Origin of the sequence: Clostridium sp. FS41 (assembly GCF_000954015.1) — a bacterium.
Lineage (GTDB): Bacteria > Bacillota > Clostridia > Lachnospirales > Lachnospiraceae > Enterocloster > Enterocloster citroniae.
The window spans coordinates 146018-163264 of the sequence record NZ_JYHN01000051.1 but is presented as its reverse complement, the minus strand read 5'-3'; the positions used below and the strand labels follow the sequence as shown (position 1 = coordinate 163264).

The 17247-nt window shown below is 50.8% G+C and carries 15 protein-coding genes; 1 reads left to right on the top strand and 14 read right to left on the bottom strand.

Annotated features, from left to right (window positions below):
- Nucleotide 1: 1 nt before the first annotated feature.
- Genes CLFS41_RS30715 through CLFS41_RS08965 form a run of 3 tightly spaced genes read right to left on the bottom strand, consistent with a single transcriptional unit; the run spans nucleotide 2 to nucleotide 4279 of the window.
- Nucleotides 2–199: a hypothetical protein gene (locus tag CLFS41_RS30715; RefSeq protein WP_045092073.1), complete on the bottom strand. Its 198-nt coding sequence runs from the start codon at nucleotides 197–199 to the stop codon at nucleotides 2–4.
- Complete coding sequence (locus CLFS41_RS08970; RefSeq protein ID WP_045092072.1) at nucleotides 189–3140, bottom strand: SMC family ATPase; 2952 nt, start codon at nucleotides 3138–3140, stop codon at nucleotides 189–191. Before CLFS41_RS08970 ends, CLFS41_RS30715 begins: the two co-directional genes overlap by 11 nt.
- Nucleotides 3137–4279: an exonuclease SbcCD subunit D gene (locus CLFS41_RS08965; RefSeq protein ID WP_045092095.1), complete on the bottom strand. Its 1143-nt coding sequence runs from the start codon at nucleotides 4277–4279 to the stop codon at nucleotides 3137–3139. Before CLFS41_RS08965 ends, CLFS41_RS08970 begins: the two co-directional genes overlap by 4 nt.
- Nucleotides 4280–4432: 153 nt before the next feature.
- Here CLFS41_RS08965 and CLFS41_RS08960 point away from each other — a divergent pair, with 153 nt between their 5' ends.
- A complete protein-coding gene (locus CLFS41_RS08960; protein ID WP_045092071.1) occupies nucleotides 4433–4669 on the top strand; it encodes a hypothetical protein in 237 nt (78 codons plus the stop codon).
- A gap of 33 nt (nucleotides 4670–4702) precedes the next feature.
- Here the strand turns inward: CLFS41_RS08960 and CLFS41_RS08955 are convergent, their stop codons facing one another.
- From CLFS41_RS08955 to CLFS41_RS08905, 11 genes are all read right to left on the bottom strand, one after another.
- Nucleotides 4703–4960, bottom strand: coding sequence for an HPr family phosphocarrier protein (locus tag CLFS41_RS08955; RefSeq protein ID WP_007862809.1), 258 nt, complete (start codon nucleotides 4958–4960; stop codon nucleotides 4703–4705).
- On the bottom strand, nucleotides 4947–6881 hold the full coding sequence (locus CLFS41_RS08950) for a PRD domain-containing protein (RefSeq protein WP_007862810.1): 1935 nt from the start codon (nucleotides 6879–6881) through the stop codon (nucleotides 4947–4949). The genes CLFS41_RS08955 and CLFS41_RS08950 overlap by 14 nt, the downstream gene beginning before the upstream one ends.
- A 16-nt stretch (nucleotides 6882–6897) precedes the next feature.
- Nucleotides 6898–7770: a DMT family transporter gene (locus CLFS41_RS08945; RefSeq protein WP_007862812.1), complete on the bottom strand. Its 873-nt coding sequence runs from the start codon at nucleotides 7768–7770 to the stop codon at nucleotides 6898–6900.
- 73 nt (nucleotides 7771–7843) lie between these two features.
- Complete coding sequence (locus CLFS41_RS08940) at nucleotides 7844–9280, bottom strand: family 1 glycosylhydrolase (RefSeq protein ID WP_045092070.1); 1437 nt, start codon at nucleotides 9278–9280, stop codon at nucleotides 7844–7846.
- Between the two features lie 3 nt (nucleotides 9281–9283).
- Entirely contained in the window at nucleotides 9284–9661 is a 378-nt protein-coding gene (locus CLFS41_RS08935; RefSeq protein ID WP_045092069.1) for a PTS lactose/cellobiose transporter subunit IIA, read from the bottom strand.
- A 15-nt stretch (nucleotides 9662–9676) separates the two neighbouring features.
- On the bottom strand, nucleotides 9677–10906 hold the full coding sequence (locus CLFS41_RS08930) for a PTS transporter subunit EIIC (RefSeq protein ID WP_007862817.1): 1230 nt from the start codon (nucleotides 10904–10906) through the stop codon (nucleotides 9677–9679).
- A gap of 14 nt (nucleotides 10907–10920) precedes the next feature.
- Nucleotides 10921–11226, bottom strand: coding sequence for a PTS sugar transporter subunit IIB (locus CLFS41_RS08925; protein WP_007862819.1), 306 nt, complete (start codon nucleotides 11224–11226; stop codon nucleotides 10921–10923).
- A gap of 374 nt (nucleotides 11227–11600) precedes the next feature.
- Entirely contained in the window at nucleotides 11601–12839 is a 1239-nt protein-coding gene (locus tag CLFS41_RS08920) for an MFS transporter (protein ID WP_082082544.1), read from the bottom strand.
- Between the two features lies 1 nt (nucleotide 12840).
- Nucleotides 12841–13698, bottom strand: coding sequence for a PRD domain-containing protein (locus CLFS41_RS08915; protein ID WP_007862821.1), 858 nt, complete (start codon nucleotides 13696–13698; stop codon nucleotides 12841–12843).
- A 22-nt stretch (nucleotides 13699–13720) separates the two neighbouring features.
- On the bottom strand, nucleotides 13721–15136 hold the full coding sequence (locus tag CLFS41_RS08910) for a glycoside hydrolase family 1 protein (RefSeq protein ID WP_007862822.1): 1416 nt from the start codon (nucleotides 15134–15136) through the stop codon (nucleotides 13721–13723).
- A 19-nt stretch (nucleotides 15137–15155) separates the two neighbouring features.
- On the bottom strand, nucleotides 15156–17120 hold the full coding sequence (locus CLFS41_RS08905; protein ID WP_045092068.1) for a beta-glucoside-specific PTS transporter subunit IIABC: 1965 nt from the start codon (nucleotides 17118–17120) through the stop codon (nucleotides 15156–15158).
- Between the last annotated feature and the right edge of the window lie 127 nt (nucleotides 17121–17247).

The window sequence follows — 17247 nt, the reverse complement described above, 5'->3', positions numbered from 1 at the left end:
TTTATTCCTCCAAAATTTCCTCAAAGGTATTCTGCATCAGGGAAAGAAAGCTTTCTCCGTGGGACTGCTCGTGAAGGGACCTGCCCCCGTATCGTTCATAATACAGTTCACTGTCCCAGTCAATCCGTATGCCTTTAATAAACCGGTCCGTATGATCCATGTCAAACTGCTCCTTATTCCGGCGCCCTTCAGCACGCATCCGGCCTTCTAACCTGGACCCATGCCTTGCTGCCGCCGCTCTTTTCCTTAACCACCACGATCTGGCGCTCGATCCGTTCCTTTAACTCGGACACATGGGAAATGATCCCCACCAGGCGCCTTCCCTCCGCCAGATCCCCCAGGGCTTTCATGGCAAGGTTCAGGGTATCCTCATCCAGGGATCCAAAACCTTCATCCACAAACATGGTATCCAAACGGATCCCCCCTGCCGCTGACTGGATCTCGTCTGAGAGCCCCAGGGCAAGAGACAGGGATGCCTGGAAGGATTCCCCGCCGGACAAGGTCTTGACGCTCCGCTCCGTGCCATTGTAATGGTCTATTACATTCAGCCCCAGGCCGCTCTTTCCCCGGTTGTCCTCCTCAACACAGCGTTTCAGCTCATATTGGCCGCCGCTCATGACCATGAACCTGGTGTTGGCCCTGGCTATGATCCTCTCAAAATATGCCATCTGGACATAGGTTTCAAAGGTGATCTTTTCTTTGCCTCCCACTTCCCCTGAAGCGGTATCGGACAGGGATTTCACCCAGTTCCATTGCTGCTGTATCTCCTCCATGGCATCCTTCTGCCTCATGATCCGGCTGAATGCCATGCGGTTGGTCTCCAGGCGGTGGTGGACCCGGCTTCGTTTTTGTTCCAATGCCTCCAGCTCTGACTTGGCGGCGTTCTGAGCCTGGGATAACCGGGCCATCCGGTTCTGCAGATCCGTGACCGCATCTCCTGCCGATTCCGCGCCCTCCGGTTGTTTTGTCTCCCCCGGCTGTTTTATATCCTTGCCCGCGTCTGCCTCCCCCGGTTGTTTTATATCTTCCAGCTGTGCCCGCAGGGCCTCTGTCTTGGCCTGGGCATCCATGGCTGTGCGGCTTCGTTCATTGTACTGCATTTCCGCCTCTTTGTATGCCTGCTCCATCTGCGCCAGGACGCCGCGCTTGTGGGCCAGCTCTGCCTGCGCCTGGTCCCTGTCCCCAAATGGGAGAGTTTCCGCCAGTTCCTTCAGCTGGCGGTCCAGGCCCTTTTGGAATTCCTGGGCTTCTATGAGAAGCTTTTGGGCATTCTGCCTTTTCTCCCCGGCATCCTCCATGGATTTTCTGCGTCCTGCCTTGCCCTGTTCCAGTTCTTCCTTTCTGCGGACCCGGACTTTGGTGTCAGCCACCCGCCTTCGGCCGGCCTCCTCCTGCCGTATTAGCTGTTCTTTCAACTCACCTAACATTTCCTCCCATGTTCTCAGAAAATGCTGCCCCAGTCCTCCCTGCCGCTCCCCTGACTCCGCCTGTGACAGACGTTCCCTCCATGAATCCTTCCATGAACTCACTTCAAGGTCTATCTGCTGACGCATCCTGGTATAGCGGGTCTGAAGGCCTCCTGCCAATTTCCCTGCTTCCAGGCTCATGGCCGATGCGGTCCTGTTCTTTTCCTCAGACTCTTTTGCAGCCTGGTCCACCCGTTCCTTTGTCACATCTTCCCCCACCCCCGCAAACGGGGCCGGAGACGGATGGGACACGGAACCGCACACCGGGCAGGGGCTTCCATCCGTCAGTTCCCTGGCCAGGATCCCCGCCTGGTTGTCCAGAAATTTCTGGTAAATGCTTCTGTAAGCAGCATCCGCCTTCCGCCGCTCCTCATCTGCCCTTTTGTATCTTTCCTGGGCCTGCTCCAGACACTGTTTTTCCCTGTGATACTCTTTGAGCTCCGTGTCCAGTGTCTCCACGCGAGCCCTGTAATCCGCCAGCTTATCCATGGCAGCCTGGGCGGCCTGATATTCCTCGCCTGCGTGTTTTAATGCCTCCAGCTCCGCCTCATCCTGGGCCAGGCGCCTGCGCCATTGATCTTCCTCCTTACAGGCGGTAAGCACAGCTTCCTCAAGCTTCACAATACGGCTGTTCCATGACCGGATGCTGCCTGTCAGTTCATCATACTGGACATAGGATTTCATGGCCTCCTCCATTTTGGAGATGGATCCGATCAGACTGTCCCGCTCCTTTTGGCGCCCTTTCTCCCTTTCATACAGCTCTCCGGCGGCTTTCAAAAGAGGTGCATTTTCCTCCGCAGTCTTTCTGGCTGAATCTAAATCCAGAAGAATACGGACCGCTGACTGGGCCCTGCCCAGCAAAAGGCCCAGGGTGGCCATTTCCTCCCGCACTTCCTTCATCCGGTCATCCGCACCGGCCTCCTCCCGGCTGTCCGCATCGATCATCTGCTCCAGAATCCCCAGCATCCCCTCCAGGCTTCCCTGCTGCGCCTCCTTCCAGCGGATCGACAGGTCCTCACGTTCTTCATGAGGCATCACTCCGCCGGTATACTGTTCAATGCTTTTCCTGCTGTCCAGATACTGGCCGTACAGGCCTTTTGCCTGCTCCTTCAGCTTTTCCTGGAACTGCTGGTAAGGGCGTGTCCCAAAAATTTCCCGGAATATCAGTCCCCGGTCCTCAGTCTTGCCTGAGAGGAGACGTGAAAAACTGCCCTGGGCCAGCATGGCGATCTGTGAAAACTGCTCCCTGCTAAGGCCCAGAAGCCGCTCCGTCTCCTGGGTCACTGCCTTATCCCCGGTAATGACCCGGCCGTCCGGCATATACAGAACTGCATCCGGCTTTTCCCTTGTCTCGCCCTCGCCCCTCTGCTTTGCACGCATGTATTCGGGATTCCGCCGCACCAAATACTCCAAACCGTTATATAAAAATGCCATTTCCACAAATGTCCGTCCATCCATGGGTGCATATTTGCTTCTCAGCATCCTGGGCCTGCGGCTCTCACCGCTGGCATTTCCATAGAGTGCAAAGGTGATGGCATCAAAGATTGTAGTCTTTCCGGCGCCTGTATCCCCTGTAATAAGATACAGCCCCCGGTCCCCAAGGGCCTCCATATCCAGTTGTATCTCTCCCGCATATGGCCCGAATGCGGATATGGTCAGTTTTGTCGGTCTCAATTTATGTCCTCCCAGATCCCTTCCATCAGCTTCCTGGAATATTCTTCCTGTTTTCCGCTCATGGGCTGGTTATTCTGAAGCTCATAAAGCTCCCCAAACAGTTCCATGGGAGACTTGTGTATCTCCCCCGCAGTGTCCACGGTCTGCCCGGCCCTGGTACGCCGGTTGTCGTAATCCAGTTTCATTACATTGGGATAAATGGACCGCAGCTTTCCAATGGCATCCAGTATATCCTCCTCATCCGTCAATGTAATGTGCAGGTAATCATCCGTGGCGGTCCCTGCATAGAATCCCCGGTCCGTAACCTGGCTGTAGCTGCCTTTGATCTCCCTCATGTCGTGAAGTGGATGAAGGGGCCTGACGGAAACGGAAACATTCCCCTTTTCAAACAGTTCCACCACGGTCACTGATTTCTTATGTCCTGCCTCTGAAAAAGAATACTTAAGAGGCGTACCGCAATAGCGCATGGTCTCCCGCCCGATCTTCTGGGGGCCGTGTATGTGCCCCAGGGCCACATAGTCAAAATCCCGGAACAGGTCTGCACTGACCTGTTCCAGTCCTCCGATGGACAGTTCCTCAGAATCACAGGCCGAAGCACCCATCACAAACTGGTGAGCCATCAGTATGTTCCGTTCGTCTGCAGAAAAGCCTTCTCCGCTTATGTTTTCCAGCACACACCTTACCGCATGGTCAAAGGTCTCTGCCTCCCGGCCGGGATAGCACCGCCTCACAACCGCAGGCTTTACAAAGGGAAGCATGTACACGGATACGCTTCCATATTGGTCATTCATCCGCACCGGCTCCACATGCCCGTCAAACACAGGCGACATGTACACGCCCCGTCCGGCCATAAGCTGCGCCCCGAAGGCCAGACGCTCGGGACTGTCGTGGTTTCCGCTGATCACAAACACAGGCATATTCCGGTCCGCCAGACTGGTAAGAAATGCGTCAAAAACCTGCACTGCCTCGGCAGGCGGCACCGGTTTATCATACACATCCCCGGCAATCAGCACGCCATCCGGCTTTTCCTGGTCTATTATGGACAGGATTTCCTTTAATATATATTTTTGATCCTCCAGCATAGGGAATTCATTGACCCGCTTTCCAATGTGCAGGTCTGAGAGGTGGATAAACTTCATTTGGATCATTTCCTTTCCGGATTCATTTCTTCCGTTGCCATTCACAGGTGCCCTGGGAACAGCTACTTCTTCCATCATCATATCATAAAATCCTGGATTCCGGGTAGAAATTTCCTCACCCCTGTGTTACACTTGTGGCGAGGTGAATATAAGATGAATCCAATGCTATTATTACAGCTGAAACCATCCTGGGAACAATTTAAGACCAATCATCCCAAGCTTATGAACTTTGTAAAAGCCGCTTCCAAAGACGGCTTTATGGACGAAGGTACCCTGATCGAGATCAGCATTACCAACAGTTCAGGCAAGACCATTGCCTCCAATGTGCGCGTGAAACAGGAGGATCTCACATTTCTCACCACGTTCAAAAGCGTGCTGGAGGACGAGTAAAGGCGGGGATATCCCCGCCTTACAATTCAGATGCTATAAATACTCCCCGCAAAATACGGCTATCTGCCCCAATATCTCCTCCTCATCGCTGCCATCCACCAAAAATTCCAGTTCATCTCCCTGATTGGCATACAGGTTCATGACGGAAAACACTTCCTTTCCGTTTGCCCTGCGTTCTTTGTTCCTGACCTCTACGGTACTCTCCGCATCACGGCATATCTTTGCCAGATATACGGCGATCCTGGCGTGGAGCCCGTCCCTGCTTATGATCAAATGTTTATATGTTTCCATAAAACCTTCTTTCCAGTATCGCCTCAATAAACTCCTCATACGTGTTGCTCTGCAGGACCTTATCCAGGTTCTGATACTCCAGCAGAAGGACGATCAGATTGTCGAATATTTCATGGAACAGCTCCCGGTCCTCCCTGTTAATGGCAAACAAAAGCACCACATTTACCATATGCTCGGCCCACGCAATAGGTTTATCGCTGAGCAGGATATACATCCCAGTCCTGTTGGCATCCATTTTCAGGGAATGGGGAACCGCCAGTCTTCCAAATGCAGTGGAGGAATGGGCCTCCCGATCCTCCACCTCGTGGATGAACTCCCCATCCACATATCCCTGTTCCTCCAATGCCCTGATCATGTAGGCCAGGGCCTGCTTCTGATTCCCGATTTCTCCGTTTTTGCAGAACAACTCAGGGGAGGTGATCTGCATAAGCATTTTTCTCAGGCGCTCCAGCTTCTTCGCCTGTTTAACCTCGGAAATTTTCCTGCGTATGGATGACAAGTCCCGCTCAGGTAAAAATGGATTGACCTGAACCACATGGTCCCACTGCGCCGGGTCCACTGCAATGGTAGAGATGATCATATCCTCGCGTTTTGCCATGGACAGTTCAGACGGCTTTGTCACCACTGTCTTGATCACCAGATCCTCCGAGAAGCTGCCTGCAATCTTCTCCATCATAATATCCGCCATATCGTAATACTGGGGAGACAAAAGGATACACCCCAACTTGTCCTTCTGGTTTTCATAGGTTTCCAGGTTTCCGCCAATGTGAAGGGCAATATAGGCGATCTCATCCTCGTCCACCTTATATCCGGTCAGCTGGCTGAGGCAATTGGCCACACCCACCGCACATTCAAATATAAGAGGACAGGAATTTTTAATATGCTCTGTCAAAGGATTCTTAGTCGTATATTGATTTTCCATCCTACGAAGCAGGTTGTGGATATGTATGGTGAACTTGACGACAAACTCATCATTTTCCGTATCAATAAAATAATTTTCATTCAGGTACACTAGGACCCGGTCCACTATGTCCAGGCATTCCGGTTCAATAAATTCCCTGATATTCTCATGGTTCAGCATATCATAATCCACCTTCATCAGATGGCTGATGAGCAGAGAGGTAAGCTCCTCGATCTCCTGCTCCGTAAACCGGATGGAAAACGCCTGCTCAATCCGGTCTGCAATCTGTTCCGAAAGCTCCATCTCCCGTATGCCGTACCGGCGCCGTTCAGCCATATGGGTACGGAAAGTGCAGTTTTTTCTGATGCGGTCCATGCTGATTACCACATCCAGTATCAGATTGACCATGGCGTAATCATTGATAAAATAATGGTATTTTTTACACTCTGTCAGGATGATGTCTCTAAGCTCTTCCAGATCATAATCGGGAAATGCGTTCTGAACCACATCCAGGCTCAATATATTTTTATTGAATTCCTCATACAAAATGGAACTTAAAAGCCTTCGCTTATCCAGTTCCCGTCCTTCCATGGATACCTTCTGAGTCACCACATTGGCATATAGTCCATATTCCTTGAGCTTTTTCCTCACTTTGACCATGTCTTTTTTCAGGGTCTCGTAGCTTACAAATATCTTTTCGCTGATATCATAGAGGTCAATGCCCTGCCCCCCTTCACTGTCCCTGGTGAGAAGTTCTGTAATGATATAGTTAACCCGTTCTCCGGGAGTCTCGGGCACACTTCTTACCTGATGGGCCAGCAGTGCCTTTCCCCTCTCCCTCTGTATCATATATCCTTTCCTGGATCCTTCGATCAGATTATTCTCAAAATAATTGATTTCTCCTATATAGTTCTTTACACTGCGCTCCGATATATGAAGCTGAAGGGAAAGCTGCTTTGCAGTCTGCCATTCCTCCTGATTCACAAGGATCTTAATAAGCGCCAGATGTTTCTCCCTCATGTTTCTTTACCCCCGACTATCTGTTCAGCACCACAATTGCTCCCAGTATACAGATAACCCCTGATGCCCCGTAGAAATCCATGGATTCCCCCAGCACAGCCACTCCAAGAAAGGAGGCAACCGCCGGTTCTATGGATGCAATCACGGAAACTCTTCCGGCCTCCATATACTTAAGGGCCGTGTTGTAGGACAGGTATGAAAAAATATTACACACACAGGCTGATACCACAAGTACCACTCCCAGCTGCGGGTACTGACTTATACTATATACCATATGTTTCATATCTGCAAGAAAACATCCCGCTGCTGCGGCAGTTAAAAAGGCATAAAACAGGACTGTCAGAGGATGATACCGTTTCAGCAGCACCCCTGCCACAATACTGTACATGGCATATCCCAGTGCGGCACCCATGCCCCACAAAAAGGCGTCTGCCGGAAATGTCACCTTTCCCGACATGATCCCGGACACAAACGCACAGCCGGTAATTGCAAGTAAGACAGCCACCAGCTTTCTCGAGGAAAGTTTTTCTTTTAATACAGGCACTGCTATCAGGGTTACAAAAACCGGTGATGTATATAACAGTACTGCTGCTGCCGACATGGATGATCTCTCTATGGCAATTCCATAACTCACATTAAAAAACAGCAAACACAGGATTCCCGCCACCCCCAACCATATAAGGTCCCCCGCCCTAACCCTGAACAGGTTCCTGCCCCTGATCAAAAAACAGATTCCCAGGATCGCCGCTGCGATCACCATCCTGGATACGGTCAGTTCCAGAGAACGGATACCATAGCCTGAAACCACATTTACAAACAGGCCGATGGTGCCCCACATACAACCCGCCGCTGCCGCATACATAGCGGCTTTCTTTCTATTTCCACTCATGAAACTCCCTCTGAATTTCTCCCGAAGATGCGCGCTGAGGCACCGTCTCCTGTTGAGATGGTGCCTTCTGGCACTATAATTCTTCTCCGTTGCTCCCAATCACCTTCTGGTACCAGTAAAAGCTGTCCTTCCTGTAGCGTTGTCCGCTTCCATTTCCCTCATCATCCTGATCCACATAGATGAGACCATATCGTTTTTTCATCTCCGCCGATGAACAGCTTACAATATCCATAGGCGTCCACATCATATACCCTTTTAACGGTACACCGTCCGCAATCGCTTCCTTCATCTGGATCACATGCTGTCTCAAATAATCAATCCTATACGGATCGTGGACCGCACCATCCTTCTCCAGCCTGTCCACTGCACCGTAACCATTTTCCGTTATGTAAATGGGGACTCCCGGATATCTGTCGCTGTAATGGTTCAGGTTGACCCTGAGACCAATGGGGTCGATCTCCCAGCCCCACTCTGTTTTTTCCAGATAGGGATTGGTGCTCTTGTCCATGGGGGCATAGGTGTTTTTCAATGAATCATTGATCTTTGTATAATAATAGCTGGTGGACAGGAAATCCATGGGATTTTCCCTCAGCAGCCTTTCGTCCTCCGGGTCAATATGAATATTTATATGGTTTTCCTCAAAAAAGCGGAAGGCATAGGCCGGATAAGATCCCCTGAGCTGTACATCAGGAAAAAAATACTGCATCTGGTTCTTTCTCATATTAAAGAGCATATCTTCCGGTCTGCATGTGGCAGGGTAAGCCAGCTTATCGCTGAGCATGGTGCCCACCCGGATTTGACCCTTATATTTTCCGGCCAGTTCCTTTGCCCTTGCACAGGCCAGGAACTGGTGATGGACTCCCTGGTATTCTGCTTCCATAAAGTTTTTGGCCCGGTTTCCCAATATCCCCAGGGAATTAAATGTGGTCAGATTGATCTGGTTAAACACGATCCAGTATTTTATCTGGCCGTGATACCGCTCAAACAGGGTATTACAGTATGCTGCAAAAAAGTCCACCAGGCTACGGTTCAGCCATCCCCCGTACTTTTTTACCAGATGCACGGGCATCTCATAATGGGAAATGGTCATAAACGGCTCCATTCCATGGGAACGTATGGAGGTGATCAGCCTGTCATAATACCTCAGCCCTGCCTCATTGGGTTCCTCCTCATCTCCCTTGGGATAGATACGGCTCCAGTCAAAGGAGGTACGGAATGCTTTAAATCCCATCTCCTCCATCAGACCCAGATCCTCCTCGAACCTGTGATAAAAATCCACGCCGTGCTGCTTGGGATAATAGAGGCCCGGTTCGATCACAAGGAAATTTTCATCATTGCGTATGGTACTGTCCTCCTTGCGGTCATCCCTGTTCTTTATATTCCTGTAGGGATGGAAATCTGCAATGGACATGCCCTTTTGATCCTCCCTGAACCCTCCGTCCGCCTGGCTGGCGGCAATGGCGCCGCCCCACAGAAATCCTTGCGGAAACTTATGCTGCATTTTCACCATACCTTACACCTCTGCTTTTTCTTCCAGTTTAGATATCCTGTCATCCAGTTTTCTGTACATAGAGATTATTTTTTTTGCCAGGTTCATCTCCGTACAAATGGTCATCACTGTGTCCTGGGCATGGGTAAACAAAAGGGAATATTCGTATTTTTTCCCGCCTGCCTCGGACTGCACCACCTCGGTCTGGAAAATATGGGCCTGGCGCAGTTCTTCCCTGGCCTCCTTAAGCTTATCCTCCGCCTGATCATAAAGCCCCTCCGCCGCATGGTCCAGGGCCTCCATAATCAGGTTTCTGGCATCCCCTGCATGAATCACGATCTGCATGGCAATGGATGCCATTTTCTCTCTCTCTTCTTCATAGCTGCTTATTGTTTCGCACATAATTCGCTCCTCTTATTAATCGTTTTCTTCCATCTCCAGCTTTAACTGTTGTCTGTCATAAATTTTAAAGAAGGGGAAGAAGATGGCAGTTGCAGCAGCCAGGTTGATGGCAGTAAGCACCAGTCCGGAAAGACTGTGGTTCACAAGCCAGGAACTGATGAATACCGGGCAGTACCACATATTAAACACTTCCACAGGGATTGCCACAAGCCCTGTTGCCTGGGCAAGGTAAGTGATAATAGGAAGTACGATTGCCGTGATCCACATAGGGATCATCAGCAATGGATTCCAGGCCACACAGCCAAATACCACCGGCTCATTGATATTGAGAATACTCGGCACAATAGAAGCCTTGCCCAATGCCTTTAACTGCCTGGAGGCTGCAAAAAGCAGCATAATGGACAGGGGAAGGGTTGCCCCGCGCCCGCCCAGGCTGAGCCATGCGTATACCGCCTCGTTGGTAAAGGGCTGTGAAGCGCTCATACCGGCTGCCAGTGCATCTGCATTGGCAGTGATGGCCACCAGTGCGATCGGGTTGATGATCGGCTGGAACACCCAGCCGCTGATACCCATGGAATACAGGATGGTAGGGATCAGATACAGCAAAATCATACCGGGAAGAGACTGGGCAATGTTGTTTAACGGTGCAAAGAAGTTCACAATAAACGCATACAGATCAAAATGCATCTGGATCACCACCAGCCAACCGATCAGCACAACGGAGGCAATGGGAAGCATGGAGTCAAACCACTCCTTCACAAAATCCGGTATCACGGAATCCTGTTTAAAAAAGGTGAATTTTCCATACAGGTTCATGATAAACGCGGTAAACAGTCCGGCTACGATCGCCACAAACATGCCGCCTGCACCAAATGCTGAAAACTGGTACACATAACCGGCATCTGTAATCTCCGGATTCACGAGGATCATGAACAGGGCCACGCCGGTAAATCCGGCAATCAGTTTCATCTTGTGGTTCTTCTTAAGTTCCAGCACATAATAGGGGATCAGAAATACCATAAAAATAGATATGAGCCCAAATGTATAGTCCCTTAGACTGGTCAGCACAGGAAGTGCCGGAATAAAATTCTTAATAACATTGTATATGGTGATAAGGGAACCCACAAGTACCATGGGAAGTGTTTTGATAATGGCCTTCTGCATGGCAGAGAGCCAGGCGTTACCTGTTAATTCTTCCATTTTCGGGGCAACCACATCACCCATCCAGTTCATAAACCGTTCCATACCTTAACCTCCCTCTAGTCCATTAGTTCCAATGCCTGCTTTAATACGGACTCTCCGTCCAGGGTCGCGTAATATTTCCGTTCAATGATCATTGCCTTCACACCCAGATCCCTTACCTCTTCCTCAATCTCGGCAAATTTATGCTTTAGATGCGGGCCGATGAGCAAAACTCCCACCCCATCAATGTTTTCCATAATCTCCGTATCGCTGACAGCCCGGATACTGATATCCAGCCCTTGTTTCTGTGCCGCCTTTCTCATTTTCTGGGCTATGAACCCGCTGGAAGCCCCTGCTCCGCAGGCAAGTAAAATGTTCTTCATGTATTTCTCCTCTCTGATGTCTCTGTCCCATCAGCTGTTATTTGATATCCTAAGTATAACGGAAGATCCCGCCCGGCACAAATCTTCGATTTCACGGAAAGGATGCAAAAAAATACCCGCTTCCACACAAAAAAACACCGGAGCAGCAATGGCGGCGCCGGCATATCCGCGGTATGGCCATTGTTCTCCCGTGCTCTTTTAGTTCAGTTTTATCAATGTGAAACATCACCATCTTCTGAGTGCAGCTGTGTATCTTCCGTTGTCTTAAAATAAAGAGCCCTGACTCAATTGTCAAGACTCTCCATCCAACCTTAATAATTCCTTCACTGAAGTGTAAAAATGCCCTTTCTTACCGGAAATTTCATATTCCGCATTTAACTTTTATGTATAATTTCCAAAAATTTCCCATTTTCTACCATGTAATACAGGGCAGCTGCCCCGCTTCCGGCCACTGCAATGACAGCTAGAACCAGATATCCCTGCCTCATCCCGGCACCTGCAGCTATCTTTCCGGTAACTATGGGAAATGTGGTCATTCCCACCGCATACACGGCCTGAAAGAATCCCATAGCCGTAGACCTCTGCTCCCCGGGCACCCCCTGCATTGCCTCCGAGGTGGCGTAGGAAAACAGGATTCCCGTGGCCATGCCGGGCAGCACCTGAAGTGCCAGAAGAAAGGGAATGCTCCCGGCCACCGGCACCATAAGGCAATAAAAGGCCACTGCCAGCAATACGGCCGGGATCCAGAACCTGGGCCCTTTTTTTGTACAGAAATCAGATGAGGCCATGGCTGCAAACACTACTGCCGACAGCATATACAAAATGGATGAAACTCCTACGATCCCATTGGATGCGCCGATGTTCTTAAGGATCTGGTTGGTAAAGGACATGGTGGTGGTCAGCTGGATCCCCTGCTGGATCAGGGCGATCATGGAAAACATGATGATACGTTTTCCCCTGCACACCTTAAGGAGCTGCGCAGGTGAAAGATTTCCCCTCCCGGGCCTAAGCTCTCCTCCCGGTTCCTTTAAAAACAAGGCCAGCACAAATGCCAGCGTTCCCGCACCCACGCTGAGCGCGCAGATCTTCCCCATGCCGATCCTGGAATAGCACAGCGTGCTGGCCACAAATCCCAGAAGCATCCCCAGGTTATTAAAGAGCACGATCCTGCTGGTAGCCTTTTGCTGGTCCTGGGGATATTTCCCGGTGTAAAATACCATAAAAGAGATCCACATGGCGGAAGCCAGCCCTGACAGCAGGTTGGCTGCCAGAAATCCCCTCTCATTACACAGGCATACCCGAAACAGGGATGCGCTGCCTGAGGCCAGTGCTCCGGCCATGATAAAGGGCTTATGCCGCCCCAGCCGGTCTGCGCACACCCCAACCGGAAGGCGCAGGATGAGCTGGGAAATGCCGTAGGCCCCCACCACGGTACCCACCACGCTGCTGGCAGCGCCGATTCCCGTCAGGTATGTGGTCTGATATGGTATGTATACGTACTGGGCAAACCAGAACAGTGCCACGATTGCCAGAAAAATGACCTCCTGCTGACGTGCACCGCGGGCATCCGCCGTGGTCTGCCCTGTCTTCCCCTCCATCATTCTTTGTTCCATGTCACACCTGGCCTTTCTGCTGAATGGTATCCATCACCCGGTGGATGTGAAGGGTCAGATAAAGTTCTTCCTGATCCGTAATGGAGACCTTAAACCGTTCCCGTACATAGACCCCTATCTTTTCCACACACTCCCGTTCCCTTGCGCAGGTTTCCATGATCTGCCGGTACAGGAATGTGTTCCTCTCATCCGGCATCATCTCGCCCTTCATCAGCCTTTGTGCAAAGAGACGCAGATGGGTCACACAGCGGGTGTATGAGGTGTCTTCCTTATCATATACAATATGGAAACTGTATTTGATAATACTCAGGATATCCTCCACCACGCTGTTGATCACCTGGTTCTGGCTGTTATAGGGATTGTCCTGCTGGGCATTGATAAAATGCAGGGCAATATTGCCCGCCTCGTCATCGGGAAGACGGACTCCCAGCTTTTCCTCCACCAGATCAAGCGCAAAATTTCCCACTTCAAATTCATGGGGATTAAACTTCCTCATCTCCAGGGTGTAGAAATTCTGGAAAATGATCCCATCCTTCACCCTCTGCACCGCATAGGAAAGGTGGTCTGTCAGGGACAGGTAGAGATGGTCCATCAGTTCCATCCCGAACCGCTCCCTTCCATGATCGATCACTGTTTTTGCCAGTTCAAAAAACACCCCGTCCGTGTCAGCTGCCAGGCGGATAATATTTCTGGAAATATTCCGGTCCTTCAGTACAAATACTTTTTCCACTTCCTCTTTCTTCAGCGTACTCCCCGTTGCCTTGTGAAAGCCGATGCCCTTACCCATCAGAATGGCCTCCTGTCCCTCCTCATCCAGAGCCAGGACCAGTGAATTATTCAACACTTTAACAACCCGCACCTTAACATCCCCATCCTTCTGTTTACAGCTCTTCGCCGTTTGTCCGTATCACGTTCTGGTACCAGTAAAAACTGTCCTTTTTGATCCGGGCCAGATCCTTAAGATCCATATCCTCCCGGTTTACATACACAAACCCGTATCTCTTTTTAAAGCCCTGGTGCGAACTTAAAAGATCCATAAAGGACCATGGCGAATATCCCATCAGGTCCACTCCATCCTGGATCGCCAGGGAGCACGCCTTAAGATGTCCTTTTATATAATCGATCCTGTATGGATCATGGACCTGATTGTCCGCAGTGAGTTCGTCTCCCATACCCAGCCCATTTTCCGTTATGATCAGGGGCACATGGTATCTGCTGTAGTAATCATTCAGAACAATGCGCAATCCCATGGGATCGATCTGTGCGCCGTACTCGCTGGCTGCCAGGTTCTCATTCTTCTCATCCCTGCAATAGCCGTACTGGTCAAAATCCACCTCGTTCCCGCGGTATACCCTCATGCCCACAGGGTGGGATCCGTCTGCGGGAAGATAGCTGGCACACAGGGTCCTGTAGTAATTCAGGGCAATGTAGTCCATCCTTCCATGCTTCAGGATCTCCTCATCCCCTTCCATCATGACCGGGACAATCCCCCGCTCGTTCAGATACCTCATGTAATATCCGGGATACCTTCCATAATAATGCATATCCAGGCAGTAGACCGTCTTCATGCAGTCATTCATCCTGGCGGCCCACACATCCTCCGGCTTATTGGTCAGGGGATACGTACAGGTGGAGGACACTGCAGGTCCCACCTTTCCGTCCTTTACCAGCTCGTGGCAGGCCTTAGATGCCAGGGCATGGGCCAGGAACATGTGGTAATCCATCTGGGCACGGATCCGGTCAGCCTTGAGCGGATCCGCTTCATTGATATTCATGCGCTCGTCCACGCGGATCATCAGGTTCTGCTCATTGATGACCTGCCAGTATTTTACCCGGTCCCCATACTGCCCAAAGCAGATCTTTGCATACCGCTCAAAGGCGTACACACACCGCCGGTCCTCCCATCCATTGTACTTTTCCACCAGGGCATAGGGAAGATCAAAATGATAGAGGGTCACAAAGGGCTGGATTCCATGTTCCAGAAGGCAGTTGATCACATCATTGTAAAAAGCAATGCCCTGTTGGTTCACCTCACCGTCCCCGTCCGGGATGATGCGCGCCCAGGAAAGGGAGAACCGGTAAATCTTCATGCCAAGTTCCTTCATCAGTGCAATATCTTCCTTCCAGTGATGGTAAAAATCACTGGCCACCTTACTGTCAGCCTGCTTGTGGGAACGCTTAAAGGAATTATGATCCGCCACTGTCATTCCCTTTCCGCCTTCATCCCATCCTCCCTCGATCTGAAACGCCGAGGAGGAGGCTCCCCACAAAAAGTCCTTTGGAAATCTGTCTGCCATATATGTTCTCCTTTTCCTGTTATCTGATGATTCGGACCACCGGTGTATCACAATCCGCGTGTTCCCGCTCCAATCCTTTTACCTCTGCAAAGTTGGCTGTATTCCCCACTATAACAGGTACAACCGTATCATATCCTGCTTCTTTTATTTTATCAATATCAAAGGAAACTATTTTTGTCCCTTTTTTGATATGGGCGCCTTCCTCCACATGCTTTTGGAAATATCTTCCTTCCAGCTTCACGGTATCCATACCCACATGAATCAGCAGTTCCACCCCGTTGTCCATTGTCAGTCCCATGGCGTGAAGGGTGGGATAGATCAATGTCACCGTACAGTCAGCCGGCGCTGTCACTTCCCCTTTTTCCGGTATCACTGCAATCCCTTTGCCCAGGGCTTCGGACGAAAACACCTCATCCTTTACCGATGTCATGGGAACCGCCTTTCCCTGGATAGGGGAGCCCAGGAGGATCTCATTCTCCCCGGCGTTTTCGCAAACTGCCCTGCTCTCGTCTCCTGCCCTGTTCTCGTCTCCTGCCCTGTTCTTGTCTCCTGCCCTGTTCACGGCAGCAGCCCCATCCCCTTTGTCGGGGATATCGTCAAATCCCACAAAATAGGTGAGCACCGCCGCCCCAAAGAATGACACTGCGATTCCGACCAGGTAGAAAATAAACGGGGTCATCCCAAATGCCGCATAGGTAAAGATCGTCAGCACGCCATTGTTAGCAAAGGCATCTCCGTACACGCCTCCCAGCCCCATGATGCCGCCTCCCAAGGCGCCGCAGATAATAGCGCAGATCATGGGCTTTTTCAGACGCAGGTTGCATCCGTAAATGGCCGGCTCCGTGATCCCTACCAGCACAGCTGAGATGGTTGCTGAGGCAGCCACTCCCTTTAACTCCCTGTTCCTTGATTTAAGCATAACGCCAAGGGCTGCGCCGCCCTGTGAAAAGTTGGCGGCTCCCGCAAATGCCAGCAGGTTTTGTTTTCCGCTCACAGCCACATCATTAAGACCCACGGGCAGCAGCGCCCTGTGTGCCCCGAAAATGACGAACACGCCCCAGAGACCGCCCACCACAGCGCCTCCCAAAACAGCATTAAACTGCATCAGGGCATAGTATACGGTCTGGATTCCGTTGCCCACCCATATGCCGACCGGGCCTAACAGGCACAGTGTCAAGGGCACCATAAGGATCATGGAAATTCCCGGCACAAGAATGATCTGAAGGATCTGGGGAATGATCTTCTCCAGGGCCCGTTCCAGGTACATAAGTACAAACACTGCCAGCAGGATGGGAATCACGGACTCGGTGTAGCTGAACACCCTGGTGGATTCCCCAATGGTCCATGCACCTTTGATCACAGGGATCCCGAATATCCTGGTCACAGCGGACACATCCTGGATAATAGCATCCAATTGCGGATAACACAGAAAACCTCCAATGGTCATGGCAATGATCTCATTACACTTTAACGCCTTTGCAGCCGTGTATCCCAGGAATACAGGCATAAAATAGAAAATAATCTGGCTGGCTGCAAACAGCAGGATGTAGGTGTCATTGGACGCAATATCCACTCCCCGGCCGGCCGCCACCAGTTTTGCGGCTGTCAAAAGTCCTTTGATCAGACCGGAGGCGGCAATGGCCGGAATCAGGGGTGTGAACATCTTGGAAATAACCTGGAGCACATGATTTAACACATTTCCCTTTTCTGCCTGCCCGCCTTCACCGCCGCCGGATTCCAGATCCACCATGGGAAGCATTGCATCATACACCTTGGTAACCTTGGAGCCCAGCACCACCTGGAACTGTCCGCCGGATATGACCACCTGGATCACTCCCTCCAGATGTTCAACCACCTCTTTGTCCGCCTTGGACATGTCCTTTAACACAAAACGCAGACGGGTAAAGCAGTGGCTCAGGTCACTTACATTTTCTTTTCCGCCCACATGCTTTAATATGTCTTTTGCTACTCTGTTGATATCCATAACATTCTCCTCTTTGATTATTCCAATTGGTTGCTCACCGGCCAGTGAATGTCCCTTGATAAGCCCAGTTACCAGACGCACGCACATCCGTCTTAAGAGCAGACACAAAAAAAGACCCAAGTATATC